The sequence below is a fragment of the Arthrobacter sp. NicSoilB8 genome (assembly GCF_019977355.1).
Classification (GTDB): Bacteria; Actinomycetota; Actinomycetes; order Actinomycetales; family Micrococcaceae; genus Arthrobacter.
On record NZ_AP024655.1, the window covers coordinates 3,917,748 to 3,936,885 of the forward strand.

At 68.9% G+C, this 19,138-nt stretch carries 15 protein-coding genes; 6 read left to right on the forward strand and 9 right to left on the reverse strand.

Going from position 1 to position 19,138, the window contains the following annotated elements; genetic code table 11:
* Positions 1-96: 96 nt before the first annotated feature.
* A complete protein-coding gene (locus tag LDO15_RS17660) occupies positions 97-843 on the reverse strand; it encodes a CbiX/SirB N-terminal domain-containing protein (protein ID WP_223980574.1) in 747 nt (248 codons plus the stop codon).
* A gap of 61 nt (positions 844-904) precedes the next feature.
* Between LDO15_RS17660 and LDO15_RS17665 the strand changes: the two genes are divergently transcribed.
* Together LDO15_RS17665 and LDO15_RS17670 are read left to right on the forward strand one after the other, a co-directional pair.
* A complete protein-coding gene (locus LDO15_RS17665) occupies positions 905-1,570 on the forward strand; it encodes a trimeric intracellular cation channel family protein (protein ID WP_223980576.1) in 666 nt (221 codons plus the stop codon).
* Positions 1,571-1,590: 20 nt separating this feature from the next.
* Positions 1,591-2,019, forward strand: coding sequence for a hypothetical protein (locus tag LDO15_RS17670; RefSeq protein WP_223980578.1), 429 nt, complete (start codon positions 1,591-1,593; stop codon positions 2,017-2,019).
* 161 nt (positions 2,020-2,180) lie between these two features.
* On the opposite strand, the gene LDO15_RS17675 is transcribed toward LDO15_RS17670, so the two are convergent.
* The 4 genes from LDO15_RS17675 to LDO15_RS17690 form a co-directional block, all read right to left on the reverse strand.
* Positions 2,181-3,002: a type IV toxin-antitoxin system AbiEi family antitoxin domain-containing protein gene (locus LDO15_RS17675; RefSeq protein ID WP_223980581.1), complete on the reverse strand. Its 822-nt coding sequence runs from the start codon at positions 3,000-3,002 to the stop codon at positions 2,181-2,183.
* 434 nt (positions 3,003-3,436) lie between these two features.
* A complete protein-coding gene (locus LDO15_RS17680) occupies positions 3,437-4,537 on the reverse strand; it encodes a polyprenyl synthetase family protein (RefSeq protein WP_223980584.1) in 1,101 nt (366 codons plus the stop codon).
* Between the two features lie 9 nt (positions 4,538-4,546).
* Positions 4,547-5,896 carry a geranylgeranyl reductase family protein gene (locus tag LDO15_RS17685; protein ID WP_223980588.1) on the reverse strand — a complete coding sequence of 450 codons (1,350 nt, stop codon included), beginning with the start codon at positions 5,894-5,896 and terminating at the stop codon, positions 4,547-4,549.
* Positions 5,897-5,907: 11 nt separating this feature from the next.
* Positions 5,908-6,696, reverse strand: a complete 789-nt coding sequence (locus tag LDO15_RS17690; protein ID WP_223980591.1) for a demethylmenaquinone methyltransferase — start codon at positions 6,694-6,696, stop codon at positions 5,908-5,910.
* Between the two features lie 152 nt (positions 6,697-6,848).
* On the opposite strand from LDO15_RS17690, the gene LDO15_RS17695 reads away from it, so the two are divergent.
* The 4 genes from LDO15_RS17695 to LDO15_RS17710 all read left to right on the forward strand — a co-directional run bounded on the left by LDO15_RS17695 (position 6,849) and on the right by LDO15_RS17710 (position 11,353).
* Positions 6,849-8,306: an isochorismate synthase gene (locus LDO15_RS17695; protein ID WP_223980594.1), complete on the forward strand. Its 1,458-nt coding sequence runs from the start codon at positions 6,849-6,851 to the stop codon at positions 8,304-8,306.
* 313 nt (positions 8,307-8,619) lie between these two features.
* Positions 8,620-9,570: an ABC transporter substrate-binding protein gene (locus tag LDO15_RS17700; RefSeq protein WP_223980596.1), complete on the forward strand. Its 951-nt coding sequence runs from the start codon at positions 8,620-8,622 to the stop codon at positions 9,568-9,570.
* A 38-nt stretch (positions 9,571-9,608) separates the two neighbouring features.
* Positions 9,609-10,580 (forward strand): amino acid ABC transporter permease, encoded by a 972-nt coding sequence (locus tag LDO15_RS17705; RefSeq protein ID WP_223980598.1) that lies wholly within the window; start codon positions 9,609-9,611, stop codon positions 10,578-10,580.
* On the forward strand, positions 10,577-11,353 hold the full coding sequence (locus LDO15_RS17710) for an amino acid ABC transporter ATP-binding protein (RefSeq protein ID WP_276572929.1): 777 nt from the start codon (positions 10,577-10,579) through the stop codon (positions 11,351-11,353). Before LDO15_RS17705 ends, LDO15_RS17710 begins: the two co-directional genes overlap by 4 nt.
* 115 nt (positions 11,354-11,468) lie before the next feature.
* On the opposite strand, the gene LDO15_RS17715 is transcribed toward LDO15_RS17710, so the two are convergent.
* From LDO15_RS17715 to LDO15_RS17730, 4 genes are all read right to left on the reverse strand, one after another.
* Positions 11,469-12,428 carry a hypothetical protein gene (locus LDO15_RS17715; protein ID WP_223980600.1) on the reverse strand — a complete coding sequence of 320 codons (960 nt, stop codon included), beginning with the start codon at positions 12,426-12,428 and terminating at the stop codon, positions 11,469-11,471.
* Between the two features lie 776 nt (positions 12,429-13,204).
* Positions 13,205-14,959, reverse strand: coding sequence for a 2-succinyl-5-enolpyruvyl-6-hydroxy-3-cyclohexene-1-carboxylic-acid synthase (gene menD, locus LDO15_RS17720; protein WP_223980601.1), 1,755 nt, complete (start codon positions 14,957-14,959; stop codon positions 13,205-13,207).
* Positions 14,956-16,812: an arginine--tRNA ligase gene (argS, locus tag LDO15_RS17725; RefSeq protein WP_223980603.1), complete on the reverse strand. Its 1,857-nt coding sequence runs from the start codon at positions 16,810-16,812 to the stop codon at positions 14,956-14,958. The genes menD and argS overlap by 4 nt, the downstream gene beginning before the upstream one ends.
* A 166-nt stretch (positions 16,813-16,978) precedes the next feature.
* The gene (locus LDO15_RS17730) at positions 16,979-19,063 is read right to left on the reverse strand and encodes a PhoX family phosphatase (RefSeq protein ID WP_223980605.1); all 2,085 of its coding nucleotides are present in this window, start codon (positions 19,061-19,063) and stop codon (positions 16,979-16,981) included.
* Positions 19,064-19,138 lie beyond the last annotated feature (75 nt).

A 19,138-nucleotide genomic window follows, 5' to 3' on the forward strand; every position in this document is an offset into this window, starting at 1 on the left:
AAAGGGTCAGAAACGTTGAGTCACCTAGGGCAACATTTCGTCACGAACCGCCGCAAGGTCTTGAAGAAGCGGCGCGCCTGTGCATCGGCCGGACCGTCAGCCCCTGGTCTTTGGGGCTGCGGCGAGCGCGGCGTCGTAGCGTTCCAGGGCGATCTCGGCGAGGACCGGCGAGGGCAGCAGCGGAGCCGTCACGAGGTCCGCGCCGGCTTTGGCCAGCTGGTCGTGGAAGAAGCCGGGCGCCAGGAGGTAGGAGGCGATGACCACGCGTCCGCCGAGGTACACCGCGCCGGCCGACTCCCCCGCGCCGGCACCGCCGGCGGCCTCCTCGCGGAGCATCGCGACGGCGTCGGGAACCGAGGGCTTGGCGGAGGCGCCGTAGGCGGCCACGATCCGGTTGGACCGCAGGGCACGGAGCTGTCCGGCAAGTTCCTCGACGTTGCCCGAGGCGCTGGGGTCCGAGGACCCGGCGGCGGCGAGGATTACGGCGTCGTTGTCCGTCACGCCGGCCTCGCGCAGGCGCTGGTCCAGCAGCGCAGCGAGCCGCGGATCCGGCCCCAGCGGCTCGGCGGCCAGGGTGTCCGGCCTGCTCTTGACGGCCCGGGCGATGTCCACCTTGACGTGGTAGCCGACGCTGAGCAGCAGCGGAACCACGACGGCGGTCTCCCCCGCCGGGAGGCCCGCCACGACGGCCGGCAGGTCCGGATCCTGCACGTCGACGTAGGCCTCGCGGACGTCCAGTCCGGGACGGAGCGCGGCGATGCCGTCCCGGAGCGCGTGGACCTCCGCGGCTCCGAGCGGGCTGGACGTGCCGTGGGCGCAGGCGATCAGGATGGGGCTATTCATAGCCGTTAGCGTAACCTTGGAGCCGCCCTATCCGCCCCCTTGTTATCGACCGGGACGCTTCGTGACCTTCTCCTTCAGCATTGTCCTGGTCTGGCTCGACCTCGCCGGCGTGTTCTTCTTTGCGGTCTCCGGCTCGCTGCTCGCGGCGCGGAAGCAGTTCGACATCATCGGCTCGCTGCTCCTGGCCTCGGTGGTGAGCCTGGGCGGCGGCGTCATTCGCGACATCATCATCAACGCGGGCCCGCCCGCGGCCTTCACCAACCCGGCCTACCTGGCGCCGCCGCTGCTTGCCACGGTGCTGGTGTATTTCCTGTTCTCCAGTGTCCAGCGCTTCACCTCGCTGCTGATCCTGTTCGACGCCGGCGGGCTGGCCCTGTTCTGCATCACCGGCACGCTCAAGGCCCTGGCCGCCGGGATGAATCCCGTGGCCGCCGTCCTGCTGGGTGTCACGACGGCGGTGGGCGGCGGCCTGCTGCGGGACATCACCGCCAATGAGGTGCCGCAGCTCTTCGACCCCGGGGATCTGTACGCGCTTCCGGCATTCGCCGGGGCGGCGTCCACCGTGATCCTGTCCCTCACGGGGACCTTCACCGCGGTGACTGCCTGCGCCGTCGCGGCCCTTGTCTTCGCTTTCCGGGTCACGGCCTGGCGGCGGCACTGGTACGTTCCGCTGGCGGTCCGCGGCTGGCACCGGCTTGGCGTGGGCACAGCGGAAAACGACAGCTAGGGATTGGCTAGGATAAGACCATGACTGACATGTTCCTCGAGAAATTCCGCGCGCTTGTCCCGAAGTATCTCGAAGACGAATGGCAGGAAGAAGATGGCCTCCCGGCCGAGGAGCTCGACGCCGCCCTCGCCGAACACCAGTTCGAGATCCCGCTGGTGCTGCGCGAGTTCTACCTGGCCATCGGCGGCTGCGAGGACCTCATGGAGGCCTACCACTACTTCTGGGACCCCGAAGAGCTCGAAGTCGATGATGAGGGCTTCCTGATGTTCCTCGAGGACGAGGAAGAGCAGTTCACCTGGGGCTTCCGCGTGGGCGACCTCAGCGTCCCGGATCCGATCGTGTACCGCCGCAACAACGCCCGCGGCCAGTGGAAGAGCGAAGAGGGGACCTTCTCGGAATTCGTCTTCGACATGTTCGAGTGGGCCTTCAACGACGAGGACGACGACTAGGCCGCCGGCGGCTCCCCTGCCGCCACCTCCTGCCACTCGCCGCCCGCCCCGCCCGCCGATCCTCCCGCCCGCCGATTCTCCCCGGGTTTGGCGGCCTTCACCGGAGTGTCGGGCCGAAACGCCGTCGTGCTGCGGCGTCGGGCGTTCATACCTGGGGAAACTCAGCGGATGACGCGGCCGCGCAGCACCTGCCACACCTCGTCAAGGACCTTCTGCGGGTTGTAGACGACGTCGGCATACCCGTACCGGAGGACGGCGTAGCCCGTCAGGGTGCTCGCGTTGTTCCGCCCCCGGTCCTTCTTGACCTGCGCGCGCTCAAGATGGCTGCTCCCGTCGATCTCCACGATCAGGAATCCCTCGAGGAGGAAGTCCACGATGCCGATCCCCGGCAGTGCCACCTGGGTCCGGGTGTAGATTCCCTGGCTCCTGAAGAGGAGCCTGGCAACGACTTCAATCGCCGAGTCCGCCGTGCCGTCCACAAGCTCCAGGACTGCGCGGGCGGCCCCGTTCCGGTTACCGGGCAACCTCTGCCTGAGGTAGTCCAGTGTGGTGCGTCCCTGCAACAGGGCACTCTCCACCATGACGGCGGCCTCCACCGGCGGCAAGCATCGCAGGGCATGAAGCAGGGTATCGGTGAGTCCTGCTACGGGACGGGGGAACTCCGGCGGCACCACGCTGCCGCGGTGGATTACTGCACCGGCGGCCGCGCCGTGCCGGCACAGCAGATGCAGCCGCTCGGGCGGGTGGAGCCGCCACAGCCCGTGGTGCGGGGCCGCCGAGGCGCAGCACAACAGGCCGTTGGCCAACACCGCGGCAACCAGATCAGGCCCGGCGCCCGGCAGTGCCACGATTCCGTGGCGCAGCCGCACTACGTCACCTGCCGTGACCGCGTTCCTGATACTCCGCTCAGAGAAGCCCGCCTGCAGCAGAGTTCCGGTCCGGGCCACGGAGCCTGCGTACTGCAGGTAACTGTTGACGTCCATGAACCCAGCACAGTCCCGAAGCGGACCCTCCGACAGCTACGTTTGCGCCTATGTGGAAACTTCCGGCGCCGGTTCTCCCCGGCTTTGGAGCATCCGCACGGCGTGGCCCGCCCGTTTCCGTGGCCGCCGGGTCAAAAGTTGGGGAGACTCCTCCAAGGGTCCGAGTAAAAAACGGCATCAGCGAAAACCCGTGACAGTCAATTTACAAAAACGCTAGACAGCATGACAAAACTGTCATAGTCTCTTTCTTGGGTTCACCAAATGCCTCCGGTGGATCTGATGCGAACGGAGAAATGGCCCCGGTTCGGCACAACGGAAGACTCGGACGTTGTGAGGAACCGGGGCCATTCCGTTTAAGAATCAGCAATCCGGAAGCACCCTGGCGGCAGCACCCAGCAGCGCAGGCCGGGGACCTGCGACGGCGGGGACCAGTGTTAGCTGCTGCGGTCCACTACGGCGTGGGCGAAGCTGGTCAGCGAGGCCTTGACGACGCCTTCGGGCAGCGGGGCAAGGGCGGCGATGGCCTCGTCGGCCCACGCGCGCGCCACCACCCAGGACTCCGCGGTGACGGGGTGTTCCCGGAGGCCGGCCACGGCGGCGGCCAGGGCCTCGTCCGAGCTGAGGTCGCCGTCGATCAGCTTCAGCAGTTCGACGGCGGACTGGTCGCCGTCGCGGGCGGCGTTGCGCAGCAGCAGCACGGGCAGGGTGGGGACGCCTTCTCGCAGGTCGGTTCCCGGGGACTTGCCGGACTTGATCTTGATCCCGGTGACGTCGATGACGTCGTCGGCGAGCTGGAAGGCGACGCCCACCTTCTCGCCGTATTCGACCAGAAGGGACTCGTAGGCCTCGTCGGCGCCGGAGAAGATGGCACCGAGCTGGCCGGAGGCCGCCACGAGCGAGCCCGTCTTGTCCGCGATGACGGACAGGTAGTGCGCCAGGGGGTCTTCGTCCGGCCGGGGGCCCACGGTCTCGTGCAGCTGGCCCAGGCAGAGCCGCTCAAAGGTCCGCGCCTGGATGCCCAGCGCGCGGGACCCGAGTTCGGAGACCAGGATGGAGGCGCGCGCAAAGATGAGGTCGCCGGTCAGCACGGCGACGGAGTTGCCCCAGACCTCGTGGGCCGTGGGCGCACCGCGGCGGAACGGCGCGGAGTCCATGACGTCGTCGTGGTACAGGGTGGCAAGGTGCGTCAGTTCGACGACGACGGCGGCCTGCACCACCGCGGGCAGGGACGCGTCGCCGAGGTGGGCGCACAGGAGGGTCAGGAGAGGGCGGATGCGCTTGCCGCCGGCTTCCACGAGGTGACGCGACGTTGCGTCAGCCAGCGGATCGGAGTTGGCAATGGCTTCGCGCAGCTTCTTCTCGACCCGCGCGAGGTTGGTGGTGATCGCGGGGCCCAGTTCGGGGTCGCCGGCAATGGCCGCGAAGCCTGCCGGCAGTTGGAGGCCGGTGGCGATGGCAGTGGTGTTGAGGCTGGGTTCAGAGCTCGGCAGGCCGTGCCCGGCGTGCGTCCAGCTTTGGTCTGCAGAGTTGGTCACGGGTTAACCCTAACTTTTTGTTGCGGAAACCGCGGAGTTGGCGCCGGAGTGCGGAACACTGTCCGTGGTGGGCGTGGCCTGGTTGGAGGTGGCGGGGACCAGGGATTCCAGGACCCGGATGACCCGGTCCTCGAAGCCCTTGGCGGCAGGATCGGTGAGATTGGCCAGCATCCGCACCACAAACCGCATGAGCACGGGGATGGGCATGCCCGTCCGGAGGGCCAGTTTCATCACGGCCGGCTTGCCGATCAGGGCGGCGAACGCCCGGCCCAGCGTGAAGTGTGACCCCCACTGCTCCTGCACGTAGCCGGCGTACCGCGCAAGGTGCGCATCGGCGTCGTCCGCGGTCCAGCCGGCCGAGGCGGACCTGGCGGCGGCGTCGGCAATGAATTCGGCCGCGAAGCGGGCGGACTCCATGGCGTAGGAGATGCCTTCGCCGTTGAACGGGGACACCATGCCGCCGGCGTCGCCGAGCAGGAGCAGGCCCGGGGAGTAGTGCGGCGTGCGGTTGAAGCCCATGGGCAGCGCGGCGCCGCGGATCTCCCCCACCTGGTTCTCCGGGGTGAAACCCCACTCGGCGGGCATGCCGGCGGTCCATTCGCGCAGCACCTGTTTGTAGTCCAGCTTGCCGAAATCCTTGGAGGAGTTCAGGATGCCCAGGCCCACGTTGGAGGTGCCGTCGCCGACGCCGAACACCCAGCCGTAGCCGGGCAGGAGCTTGCCGTCACGGCCGGGAAGCTCGAGCCAGCCTTCCATCCAGTCGTCCTCGTGCCGGGGCGAGGTGAAGTAGGTCCGCACGGCCACGCCGAGCGGGCGGTCGTCACGCTTGCCGATGCCCAGCGAGACGGCGGTGCGCGTCGAGTTGCCGTCCGCGGCGAGCACGACGTCGGCGGTGAAGTCGCGCGTTTCGCCCGTCTTCCGCCCGGCGTCATCGAGCAGTGCGGCGCGGACGCCCGTGACGCGGCCGTCCCCGGCGCGCAGGGCTTCGGTGACGCTGTGGCGTTCCAGCACGACGGCGCCCGCGGACTGGGCGTGCCGGGCCAGCTGCTCGTCGAAGCCGAGGCGGGTCCGGATCAGCCCGTACTGCGGGAAGTCGGCGACCTCGGGCCAGGGCAGTTCGATCGTGCGGCCGCCGGCGATCAGGCGCAGGCCCTTGTTCCGCCGCCAGCCCTCGGTTTCGGGATGCGGAAGTCCCAGCTTCTGGATCTCCCGGACGGCGCGGGGCGTGAGCCCGTCGCCGCAGACCTTTTCGCGGGGAAAGCTGGTTTTCTCCAGGACCGTGACGTCAATGCCGGCCTTGGCGAGGTAGTAGGCGGCGGTGGATCCGGCCGGGCCTGCTCCGACGATCAGTACATTCACGACGCGATCGGCTAACGCCCGGGCCGGGTGATGTTGCGGCGCAGCTTGGCCACGGGTCCGGTGTGGTTCGCCAGAGCCGCAGCTCCCGCGGCTCCCGTTGCGGGGTCAGCCGGCTTCTGGGCGCGGTGCACGGCGACGATGCCGCCGCTGAGGTTGCGGTAGGTTACGGATTCCCAGCCGGCCTCCTGCAGCCATGCGGCCAGGTGGTCCTGGTCCGGCCAGGCGCGGATGGACTCGGCGAGGTAGACGTAGGCGTCCGGGTTGGACGAGACCTTCACGGCGATGGCCGGCAGGGCGCGCATGAGGTATTCGGTGTACATGGTGCGCCAGAGCGGCACCACGGGCTGGGAGAACTCCGCGATGACCAACTTGCCGCCGGGCTTGGTGACCCGCAGCATCTCGGCCAGGGCCTTCTTGGGCTCGTTGACGTTGCGCAGGCCGAAGGAGATGGTGCTCGCGTCAAAGGTGTTGTCCGCGAACGGCAGGCGGGTGGCGTCCCCGGCGATGAAGTCGATGTCCGGGCGGCGGCGCTTGCCGACTTTGAGCATGCCAAGGGAGAAGTCGCAGGCGATGACGTTGATGCCGGCGTCTGCGTACGGCTCGCTGGACGTGCCCGTGCCGGCGGCGAGGTCCAGCACGCGCTGGCCCGCCGAGACACCCACGGCCTCCACCACTACCTTGCGCCAACGGCGCGTCTGCCCCATCGACAGGACATCGTTGACGACGTCGTATTTGGGGGCGACGTCGTCAAACATCGTGGCTACTTCGTCCGGACGCTTATCCAAGGATGCTCGGTTCACCATGACATTGTCTCAAATGATCGGCTCCCCCACGAACGGGCGCCGCTTTCACCTGCGGCAACGGCCGGTCCCGCGGCGTGGAGCCCCTGCCGGCCCTTGTATATCCGCCTATATCCACGGCGGAGGCGATCACGGGCTAGTGTTATGCCATCATGACGAGCACGTTCCGCACCTTGACAGTCCCCCTCGATGCCGAAACTTTCCCCGGGGGCCTGCCGTCGTTTCTGGTCCGGGACGATGTCCTCTGCTGGACCCGCCGCGAGGCCGGTCTTGTGGGCTTCGGTGAGATCGCCCGGTTCACCGCCACCGGCCCCGAACGGTTCCTGGAAGCGGACATCTGGTGGCGCCACCTGGTCTTGGAGGCGGACATCGAGGACGCGGTGGACTGCCCCGGCACCGGCCCGGTGGCCTTCGGCTCCTTCGCCTTCTCCAAAGCGTCCGCCCACGAGTCCCGCCTGCTGGTCCCCGAAATCGTCGTGGGCCTCCGTGACGGCCAGGCCTGGCTGACCCAGCTCACGCTCGACGACGGCGACCTCACCGAGGCGGGCGCCCGCGCCGCTCTGGACCGCTGGCTGGGTGCCGGCCGCGCCGGTGACAGTGCCGGTGCCGGCCGCGCCGGTGACAGTGCCGGTGCCGGCCGCGCTATGGCGGGCGGTCCGACGTCGGGGGCCGGCTTTGTGGGGGCCGGCTTTGTGGGGGACGACCCGGTGCCGGGCGCCGCCCGGGCGGGAGGCGCCGTCGTACGCCCTTCGCCGCTGGCCGTGGGGGCTACGCTGCACACCGGCTCGCTGAGCGAGGAAGACTGGATGGCCGCCGTCGCCGCCGGGGTCCGGGAGATCCGGACCGGGGCCCTGGAGAAGCTGGTGCTGGCGCGCGACGTCGTGGCCACCGTCCCGACCGGCGTCAATGCCGCTCAGGTGCTGCGCGAATTGTCCGCACGGTACCGCGAATGCTGGACGTACGGCGTGGACGGGCTGGTGGGCGCCACGCCGGAGATGCTGATCCAAGTGGAGGGCCGCACCGCGCAGGCCCGCGTCCTGGCCGGCACCCTGGACCGCCGCGACGCCGACGGCATGGACGGCTCCCCGATGGAGTTCGCCGAGCGCGTGCTGGCCGGCTCCGAGAAGCAGCGGCACGAACACGACATCGCGATCCAGTCCCTCACCACGCAGCTGGCCCCGTTTTCCGAGGCCATGAACGCGCACAGCGAACCGTTCATCCTCGAACTGCCCAATGTCTGGCACCTGGCCTCGGACGTCAAAGCCGAACTGGCCGAAGTGGAAGGCCACGTCCCCACGTGCCTGGCCCTGATCAACGCGCTGCATCCGACCGCCGCGGTCTGCGGCACGCCCACCACCGTGGCCGGCGCACTCATCCGCAAGCTCGAGCACCTGGACCGCGGGCCCTATGCCGGCCCGGTCGGCTGGCTCGACGCGGCCGGCAACGGCGAGTGGGGCATCGCGCTGCGCGGCGCCGTCATCGAGTCCCCGAATACGGTCCGGCTGTACGCGGGCTGCGGCGTAGTGGACGGTTCCGTGCCCGAGACCGAGCTCGCCGAGACCTGGGCCAAGTTCCGCCCGATGCTGGAGTCCCTGGGCATCAGCAGCTAGCGTGCGGCGCCGGCGACGGGTGCCGTGGGGTGCCGGGTGCCGTGGGATGCCGCCGTGGCGTGGGTGCCGGGGGATGCCGCTGTGCCGTGGCAGGCGGTGCGTGTGGTGCTGGCGGGGGTTCCGCGGTGCTGGCGGAGCCGGCAAATCGGGTGGATTCCGGGATTACAGACAAGTCGCGCGCTGGAGATATTGCTTTTGGGTCTGGTTTAGTTATCCAATAGTGAAACAAAGTTTTCTGTGACGCACATCTCATGTTCGGCGCTACACTATAACCGGCCTCGTTACCATCCCTCCGGCAACAAAAGGTAAGAAAATGCAGATTCCCCGTTCGCTCCTGAGCAATTCCATGCTTAAGACGGCAGCCGTCCTGGCCGTCGGCGCCCTGGCCCTTTCGGCCTGCACCAACGCATCCGAAACCGGCGGTCAGGGGGCAGCGTCGCCGTCCGGCAGCGCCAACGCCAGCTTTGACCCCAGCACGGTCAAGAAGGACGACGCCCTGGCGGCCATGGTGCCTGAGGCGATCAAGTCAAAGGGCACCCTGACCGTGGGCTCGGACACCTCCTACGCCCCCGCGGAATTCCTCGGCACCGACGGCCAGACCCCCGTGGGCTACGACGTTGACATCGCCAAGGCGATCGGCGCCGCACTCGGCCTGAAGGTCCAGGTCCAGACGTCCGAATTCACCGGCATCCTCCCGGCCCTCGGCCCGAAGTACGACCTCGGGATCTCCTCCTTCACCATCAACCCGGAGCGGCTCTCCGCGGTGAACATGGTCAGCTACTTCAACGCAGGCACCGCTTGGGCCGTGCAGAAGGGCAACCCGAAGAAGGTCTCCCTGGATGACCTCTGCGGCAAGTCCATTGGCGTCCAGACCGGCACCGTCCAGGAAGATCCGGACCTCTCGGGCCGCAACAAGAAGTGCGTCGACGCGGGCAAGCAGCCCATCAACATCGTGACGCTCAAGACCCAGACGGACATCACCACCCGCCTGGTCAACGGCAGCATCGATGCGATGGCGGCCGACTCCCCCATCATCGGCTACGCGCTGACCCAGACCAACGGCCAGCTTGAGAAGCTCGGCGACGTCTATGACTCCGCACCGCAGGGCATCGCCGTTGCCAAGTCCGACACCGCCCTGGCAGATGTCATCCAGAAGACCGTCACCAAGCTGATGGAAGACGGTTCGTACAAGAAGATCCTTGAGGGCTGGGGTAACGGCGACGGCGCCATCACCAAGTCCGAGGTCAACCCGGCTGTCGGCTAATGAGTATCCCAGCAACCAATCAAAAATCAGGTGCACAGATGGACAGCCATCAGGACAACCACGCCGCTCCGGTACTGAATAAAGCAGTACCGGTACGGCACCCCGGCCGCTGGATCAGCGCCGTGATCATTGTCGGCGCCTTGGCCATCTTCCTGCAGAGCCTGTTCACGAACCCCAACTTCCGCTGGGACGTCGTGGGCGCCTACATCCTGGACGTCAAGGTGGTCCAGGGTGTCGCCTGGACCTTGGTCCTGACGGTTGCCTCCATGGTCCTGGCCATCATTCTGGCCATCCTCCTGGCCTTCATGCGGCAGTCGGAGAACCCTGTATTCCGGTGGTCCAGCTGGACCTGGGTCTGGTTCTTCCGCGGCACCCCGGTCTACACCCAGTTGATCTTCTGGGGCCTGATCGCGGTCCTCTACCCCAAAATCAGCGCCGGCGTACCGTTCGGCCCGGAGATGTTTTCCGTGGACACCAGCACGGTCGTCACGGCCACTGTGGCCGCGATCCTGGGCCTTGGCCTCAACGAGTCCGCCTACCTGGCGGAAATCTTCCGGGCCGGGCTCAAGTCCGTGGACCGTGGCCAGATGGAAGCCGCCGAGGCCCTGGGCATGGGCAAGACCAAGATCATGTGGCGGATCATCCTGCCGCAGGCGATGCGAGTGATCGTGCCGCCCACCGGGAACGAAACCATCGGCATGCTCAAGACGACCTCGCTGGTCCTGGCCGTGCCGTTCACCCTGGACCTGACCTTTGCCACCAACGCCCTGGCGAACCGGACATACCTGCCGGTTCCCCTGCTGATCGTGGCGGCCATCTGGTACCTCATCATCACGAGCCTGCTGATGGTGGGCCAGCACTTCATCGAGGCCTACTACGGCAAGGGCGTGGACAACCGCGCTCCCGCAACGATCAACCCCGCTGCCGCCAAGGCTGCCGCGGCGGTGGCGCCCAGTGCCGACGCCGAGCCGGCCCTCAAGATGGACTTCCCCGAGGAGGAGGCGAAATGACGGTCATCACTGAGAACCCGTTGGTAAAGATCGAGGGCCTTCACAAGTACTACGGCCAGCACCACGTGCTGCGCGGCATCGACCTGAACGTCAACCAGGGCGAGGTGTCGGTGGTGATCGGCCCGTCCGGTTCCGGCAAGTCCACCATGCTCCGCTGCGTGAACCTGCTCGAGACCATCAGCGCCGGACGCATTTCCGTGGGCGGCCAGCTGATCGGCTACCGCGAGGTCAAGGGCCGGCTCCATGACCTGAAGGCCAAGGAAATCGCCGCCCAGCGCCGCGAGATCGGCATGGTGTTCCAGCGCTTCAACCTGTTCCCGCACAAGACGGCGCTGCAGAACATCATGGAAGCCCCGGTCCAGGTCAAGGGCCAGTCCAAGGCAGTGGCCCGGAAGCGTGCCCTGGAGCTGCTGGACCGGGTGGGGCTCGGTGACCGTGCCGGCCACTACCCCTCCCAGCTCTCCGGCGGGCAGCAGCAGCGTGTTGCTATTGCCCGGGCCCTGGCCATGGACCCTGAGCTCATGCTTTTCGATGAGCCCACCTCCGCGCTGGACCCTGAGCTCGTGGGCGACGTCCTGAACGTGATGAAGGACCTCGCCAAGTCCGGCATGACCATGATCGTGGTGACCCACGAGATCGGCTTCGCCCGCGAAGTCGGTGACCGCCTGACGTTCATGGACGGCGGCGTCGTGGTGGAATCGGGCGACCCGCGCGAAGTCCTCGCCAACCCGCAGCACCCGCGCACCAAGGAGTTCCTGAGCCGCGTGCTGTAGGTCGACGCGGGAGTATCCTGCCGACGCTCAGGTTTCCTGCCGATGCGCAAATGCACTGTCGCTCCCGTATTCGGGTAGCGGCAGGGCATTTGCGCGTCGTGGGACAGATTTCCTGTCAGGGCCACGCTGCGGAACGGGCCCGACGGCGGGGCACACCGAACGCTGCCAGCTTCCGTTCCAGCCGGCCGGGCTCCATGAGGTCCGCCCAGACCCACCGCAGTACCCGGAGCCCCGTGGCCCGGATCCGGTTTTCCCGCTCCTTCTCGTCCACGACCACCTGCGACGCGGTCCTGCCCCGGAGATATTCGGACTTCACATACTTCTCTTCGCCGTCGAACTCGCCCACCAGCCGCACGGTGTCCCAGTAGTAGTCGGTGTAGCCCGCGAGACCGGCGTCGTCCCGGACTTCGTGCTGAAGTTCCGGCGGCTGGAATCCGGCCACGCACATGAGCCCGCGGCCGTAAGACTCCCCCGGGGACCCCGACCGCGGATCCGCGAACTCCACGGCAGTCCTGATCCGCCGCGCGGCCGCAGCCGTGTAATTGCCGTCCACCCCCGCCAGCAGCTTTTCCTTCGAGAGCGGGGGCAACCCAAGCGCTGCGTCCGGCCTGAGCACATGATCCAACGGAACAATAGCTTCGGCAAACGGTGTGAAAGCAGCAAGATCCAGCACCGTGCGGACTCTCCCCGTGACCAGCAGGCCATCGCGCCGGAACACCTTCAGACCGTCCGGGGCTGCGTAGTGCCGCCGCACTCCCGCACGCGAGCGTCCGCCACCGTTCTGAAGCGTCAACGCATGGACCGGATGACGCAGCCCAATCGTTGGCACGCCCCACACGGACGCGGCGGAGTGCCTGGCAAAGACTGTCGGTGCCGTGAACGACTCCGCCGCGGCGCTAACCCGGAGCCGGTATTGTTCCCAAGGCTGCAGCGCCCGCCACGCCGACCCGTCGACGTAGACGCCTTGACGCACGCGCACGAGCGCCCCTGACCGGCAGCGTTTGGCGAGCTCGTTCGGTGTGAGCCCCTGCTGGACGTGCTCGCGGGCCAGGATCAGTCTCGGTAAGTCGCTCATGGAACGAAGATCCCAGCAAGGGAGCAGCGGCACCATGCCAGGCCGCCCGGATGTGGAAAACCCGACGCGCAGCCCCTCCTGCGGCGCGGGATCCGTTGGCGACGCACACTCCCTTCCTCGACGCGCAGCTCTTCCGGCGACGCGCGAATTACCTGACGTGCCGGTATTCGGGCGTCGGTGGGCAATTTGCGCATCGCGGGGCACGGAGCGCGTCGTGCCCGGCGGAAGCCGGGCTACGTCTGCGAGAGCCGTGGCCACCGCGACGCGCATTCCGTTCGGCGATGCGGGATCCGTTTGGCGACGCGCGGATTACCTGACGTGCGGGTATTCGGGCGTCGGTGGGCAATTTGCGCAGCGCCGAGCAGGGAGCGCGTCGTGCCCGGCGGAAACCAGAGCTACTTATTCGAGAGACGTGGCCACGGCGACGCTCAGCCCCTCCGGCGACGCGGGGTCCGTCCGGCGACGCGGGGTCCGTCCGGCGACGCGGGATCCGTTCGGCGACGCGCGAATTACCTGACGTGCGGGTATTCGGGCGTCGGTGGGTAATTTGCGCAGCGCCGGGCACGGAGCGCGTCGTGCCCGGCGGAATCCGGGGCTACGTCTGCGAGAGCCGTGGCCACCGCGACGCGGGATCGGTTCGGCGACACGGGATCCGTCCGGCGACGCGGGATCCGCTCGGCGACGCGCGAATTACCTGAGGCGCGGGTATTCGGGCGTCGGTGGGTAATTTGCGCGGCGCCGGGTGGGGAGCGCGTCGTGCCCGATGGAAACCGGGGCTACGTCTTCGAGGGCCGTGGCCAGTACGTCTGCGGGAGGCCTTGCACGGCCGTGGCCACCGCGGCCCGGATGGCGCGGTGCAGTTCCCCGAGCCGGTGCCGGTCCGTGCTGACTTCGATGATGCTGCGGCCCTCCAAGGGGCGGGCCAGCGCCTCGGCGAGTTCCGCCGTCGTGCCCACCCGGTGGTGCGCCACGCCGTAGGCCGCGGCCAGCGCGGCGAGGTCCACCCGCTGCGGGGTGGCGAAGAGGCGTTCGACGGCGTTGCCGTAGCGTCCCGCCGTGGCCACCGCGCCGTGCTCCAGGAGCCCGAAGATGGCACCGCCGGCGTCGTTGAGCACCACGATCCGCAGCTCGGGCTCGGCCTCCCCGGCGCCGAGCAGGAGGCCGCCGGCGTCGTGCAGGAACGTGACGTCGCCCATCAGGACCGTGGTTTCCTGCCGTCCGCCGAGCGCGATGCCCGTGGCGGTGGACGTGGTGCCGTCGATCCCGGCGAGGCCCCGGTTGGCGAACATGGTCGCGTGCGGTTCTGACGGCGGCGCCCCGGCGAGATCGACGTCGCGGATCCCGTTCGAGGAGCCGAGCACCAGCTGTCCGCGGGCGTGCTTCCAGACCGCGGCGCCGACGGACGGGCCGGTTGCGGCAGGCGACGCGGCGAGGACCAGGTCCACGGCGTGCTGCGCGGCGGCGCCGGCCAGCAACCAGGCATCGAGCCACGCGGCGGATCCGCGGCCGGCGAACTCCGCCAGGTCTGTCAGCGTCTCCAGCGGCAGTTCGGTGCGGCGGCCGGGTTCGTACCAGGCCACCGGGACGGGCTGGTACAGGGCGGAGGGGACGTCGGCCCGGGCCAGCAGCTCGCTCACGGGGCGGGACAGTGTGGCCCGGCCGAACAGGACCGCCCGCTCGATCGGCTGGGCCGAGTCCGCGCCGAAGTGCTCAATGAGCAGCCGGTAAGGTCCCACGGCGTTGGGCCCGAACCGGGCGTTCGACGACGGTTCGGCCAGCAGCGGCAGGCCGTGAGCGCGGGCGAATGCCTCGGCGACCGGCCCGGCGTCGTGCCCCGCCAGGACCACGGTGCGCCGCTCCGGCAGTGCCGCCGATGCGGCCGGGAAGTCCAGCGCGAGGGGGTTCCGCGCGGCCCGGTAAATGCCGCGTCCGGCGGCGGGCAGGCTGTCGCCCGCGGCCGGGACCAGCGGGTCGCGGAAGGCCAGGTTGAGCTGGACAGGCCCCGGAGGCGAGTCCTCGAAGGCTCCGGTGGCGGCGCTGAGGGCGGTTTCCACCGCGCGCCGCGGATCGCTGCCGGCCGGCACGTCGACGGCGAAGCGGACGTGCTCGCCGAACAGGTCCAGCTGCACGGTGGTCTGGTTGGCGCCGGTTCCGCGGAGTTCCTCCGGCCGGTCGGCGGAGAGGACCACGAGCGGCACCGCGGCGTGGTTGGCCTCCATCACGGCCGGCAAAAGGTTTCCGACGGCGGTCCCGGACGTGGTGAGGACGGCGGCCGGGGCACCGGTGGACAGGGCCAGGCCGAGGGCCGTGAAGCCCGCCGAGCGCTCGTCGATCCGGACCAGCAGCTCCACCCGGCCGGCCGCTTCGGCCTCGGCCAGGGCGTAGGCCATGGGCGCGGAGCGCGACCCCGGGGACACCACCACGTGGCGCACCCCGGCGTCGAGCAACGTGTCGACGGCGATGCGCGCCGCCTCCACCGCCAACAGGCTGCCGCCAGTCGACGACCCGTTAGCGGAATCCGCCGGGCTCACATGTTCTCCGGCGTCTCGATGCCCAGGAGCTCCAGGCCGCCGGACAGTCGGCGCAGGACCAGCGCGCACAGGGCCAGCCGCGAATCCCGGACGGATTCCTCGGCCTTGAGCACCGGGCACTGGTCGTAGAAGGTCGTGAACAGCTGGGCGAGCTCGAAGAGGTAGCCGCAGAGCCGGTGCGGTTCGAGCGAATCCCGCACCTTGTTCAGTGTGGTGTCGAACTCCAGCAGGTGCAGGGCCAGCGCGCGTTCCGCCGGTTCGACGACGGCAATCGCCGTCGCGGGCCCGGCAGCCGTCGGGGTTCCGGCAGTTCCGGCGGCCGTTGTACCGGCGGAGGCGGCCGAACCGCCATCCGGCGAACCGCCGTCGAGCGAACCGCCGTCGGTGAACAGTTCCAGCACTCCGGCCTTGCGCAGGATGGAGCGGATCCTGGCGGCGGCGTACTGCACGTAGGGCCCTGTGTTGCCGCTGAGGGCGAGCATGCGGTCGAAGTCGAAGACGTACTCGGTGTCGTGGCCGGTGGAGAGGTCAGCGTACTTGACGGCGCCGATGCCCACCTGGCGGGCGGTCACGGCGCGTTCCTCGTCGCTGAGCTCGGGCCGGCTCGCGTCGATGACGGCGCGGGCGCGGTCCACGGCCTCCTCGAGCAGGGCCATGAGCTTCACCGGGGCGCCCGACCGGGATTTGAGGATCTTCCCGTCCTCACCGAGCACGTTGCCGATCTGCACGTGCACGGCCTCCACCGTGTCAGGAAGCCAGCCGGCGTCCCGGGCGGTGGCCATGACCATCCGCAGGTGGACGTTCTGCGGGGCGCCCACAACGTAGAGGACCCGGTTGGCCTCGAGCTCGCGGACCCGGTAGCGGATGGTGGCGAGGTCCGTGGTGCCGTAGCCGTAGCCGCCGTCGGACTTGCGGATGATCAGCGGCAGCGGCTGCCCGTCGCGGCCCGAAAAGCCCTCGGGGAAGGTGCACAGGGCGCCGTCGCTGATCCGGGCGAGGCCGCGTTCTTCCAGTTCCTGGCACAGCTGTGCCAGATGCGCGTCGTAGGAGCTTTCGCCAGCGATGTGGTCGTCGGTGAGGCTGATGCCCAGCATGGAGTAGATGGCATTGAAGTAGCGCTTGGACTGGGCAACCAGCCGCTGCCAGACGGCGAACGTCTCCTCGTCGCCGCCCTGCAGGGCCACGACGCGGAGCCGGGCCCGGGTGGCGAAGCCGTCCGCGTCGGTGGCGGAGGAATCGAACTTGGCCCGGGCGGCCTGGTAGAAGGCGCTGGGGTCATCGACCAGCAGCGCGGCTTCCGGGGAGTCCTCGCCGATCTCCAGCCAGTGTTCGATCAGCATGCCGAAGGGAGTGCCCCAGTCGCCGATGTGGTTCTGCCGGATCACGGTGTCGCCGAGGGCCTCGAGCACCTTGACGAGGCTGTCCCCCACCACCGTGGTGCGCAGGTGGCCGACGTGCATTTCCTTGGCGACGTTCGGGGAGGAATAGTCGACGACGACGCGCTGCGGCTTTGCGGCTGGCGTGACCGCCGTGGCCGGGGACGCCGCCTGGGCCGACTCCGCGTTGAGCAGTTCCTCGATCCACGTGCCGTCGAAGCTCAGGTTGATGAAGCCGGGCCCGGAGATTTCCACGCCGGTGCAGATGCCGTCCAGGTCCAGGGCCTCGACGATCTTCGCGGCGGCCTCCCGCGGCGGCAGCCCGGCCTTCTTGGCCAGGGCCATGGCGGCGTTGATCTGGATGTCGGCGAACTGGGAGGGCCTGACCACCGGGTCCGCCTGCCGGAACTCTTCGCCGAACGCGGTGGCAATTGCAGCCTGGACTTTGGGGACAACCAATTCGGCCGGATTATTCACAGTCCCAAATTATCAGTTCGGGCCCTGCCCCGATGCCCGCCCGCCGCCCGGAGCAACGCCTTCCAAAGCAACGCGGGGTCAGATCGCGCCCATGTCGGGGCCCAACATGGGCGCGAAGTGACCCCGCGTTGCTTTGGCGGAGGCGGGAGGGGCTAGGCGGGAGGGGCTAGGCGTCGGTGCGGAACACCTGGACCACGGACGGGCGCGGGGCGCGCGCCTGGCCGGGCTTCGGCGTCGCTCCGGCGGCGACGTAGTCCGGGAAGTAGGAGTGCTGCTCGGCGAACGTGCCTTCCTCCCCCGGGTGCTGCACGGCCACGAAGACGGTCCGTTCGTCGTCGTGGATGACCGGGCCGCAGGTCTCGGCGTCGCGCGGGACGGCGAGGAACTGCTCCACCCTGCCGCGCTCGGCGCCGTCCAGGGTCACCTTGAAGAGCCCGTCGGCGTAGCCGATGCTCGAGGGCGCGCCGTCGGTGGAGATCCACAGGTTGCCCACCGAGTCGAACGCCACGTTGTCCGGGCAGGAGATGGGCGAGACCTGGCTGGCCGGGAACCCGGCGAAGTAGGCGGCGGAGTTCTTGGCCGGATCACCGCAGACCATCAGGAGGTTCCAGCCGAACGTGGTGGACGTCTGATCCCCGGTCTCGGTGATTTCGACGATGTGGCCGTCGCGGTTGAGGGTGCGGGGGTTGACCTCGGTGGCCCCTTCCTTGCCGGGCTTGCCGCGGTCCGCGTTGTTGGTGCAGACAACATAGACCTTGCCGGTGTGCAGGCTGGGCTGGACGTCCTCGCAGCGGTCCATCTTGGTGGGGCCCACCTTGTCGGCGGCCAGGCGGGTGTGGACCAGCACCTCTTCCACGGACATCCCGGGCACCTTGGACGCGCCGCCCACCACGAGCGGCAGCCATTCGCCGGAACCATCGAAGGCACCGTCGGCCGGGACAGCGCCCGAGCCGTCGAACCCGGCCGCCGGGGAGTTGCCGGTGAACCTGGCGACGTAGAGGTCGCCCTCGGAGAGCAGCCCCAGGTTGTGCTTGCGGTCGCCCTCCACGTATTTGCCGGCCGAGACGAACTTGTACAGGTAGTCGAAGCGCTCGTCGTCGCCCATGTAGGCCACCACGTGGCCGGACTTCGCGACGATCACGTTGGCGCCCTCGTGCTTGAAGCGGCCCATCGCGGAGTGCTTGCGGGGCGTGGAGGTGGGATCGAACGGGTCGACCTCCACGATCCAGCCGAAGCGGTTGGCCTCGTTCTCGTAGCCGGGGTTGCGGGTGTCGAAGCGCGGGTCGTCCAGTTCCCACTGCCGCGCGGTGGGCTTGCTTGTCAGGCCGTAGCGTTTGTCAGCGTCGGAGGTCCCGGGCGCGGCGAAGTAGCCGTTGAAATTCTCCTCGCCGGAGAGGATGGTGCCCCACGGGGTGGTGCCGCCGGAGCAGTTGCCCAGGGTGCCCTTGACGGCCCGGCCGGAGGGATCGGCGGCGGTCTTCAGGAGGGCGGACCCGGCGGCGGGGCCGTCGAGCTCGTAGGTGGTGTCGGTCAGGAAGCGGCGGTTCAGCCCGGCGCCCCGGACGTAGCTCCAGGGCTTGTTCTTGTTCGCCCGCTCCAGCTCGACCACGCTGAGCCCGTGGGCGGCCCGGCCGATCGCGCGGGTCTCGGCGGCGTCGAACCCGGCCGGCAGCATGATGCTCTCGTTGGTGTATTCGTGGTTGGTGAAGAGCACGGCGCGGCGGTCCTTGGACCCCTCGATCGGCAAGATGTCCGTGTAGTCGTTGTTGTAGCCGAACTGGCGGGCCTGGGCCGTGGCGCTCTGCCGGTCGACGTCGAACGCCGGGGAGTCGTTGAAGAGCGGGTCGCCCCAGCGGATGACCGGCTGCCAGGTGAACCCGGCGGGGACCGTCAGGGCGTCGACGGCGGCGCCCACTGGAGCGATGGCGCTGAACTTCAGCTTCGAGGCCCCGAAGCCGTCCTTCGCGGCGGCGGCGAGGCCCGGGCCGCCGTCGGCCACTGCCGTGCCGGCAGAGGTCACCGCGTTGCCAAGAACGACGGCGAGCGCGCCGGCGGCGCCGAAGCCCAGGGCGGCGCGGCGGGACATCGTGGCGGAGGCGATGTCACGGAAGTAGCTGTTGGTGCTGGTGTTGCAGACCTCGCCCGAGCAGGCGTTGTCGCACTTCAGCGCGCAGGTGACGGGGCTTCTCTTGCCTTTGGTGTGGCCGAGCATGGGGAGCAGGGAAAATTTGCGTCCGGAAGAAACAGACATGGAGAGACCTTCCATGGGGTGGAATGCGGGCCTGCCCACCGTTCCACCCTCCGGCTACGCGGAGCCGACTCTCAC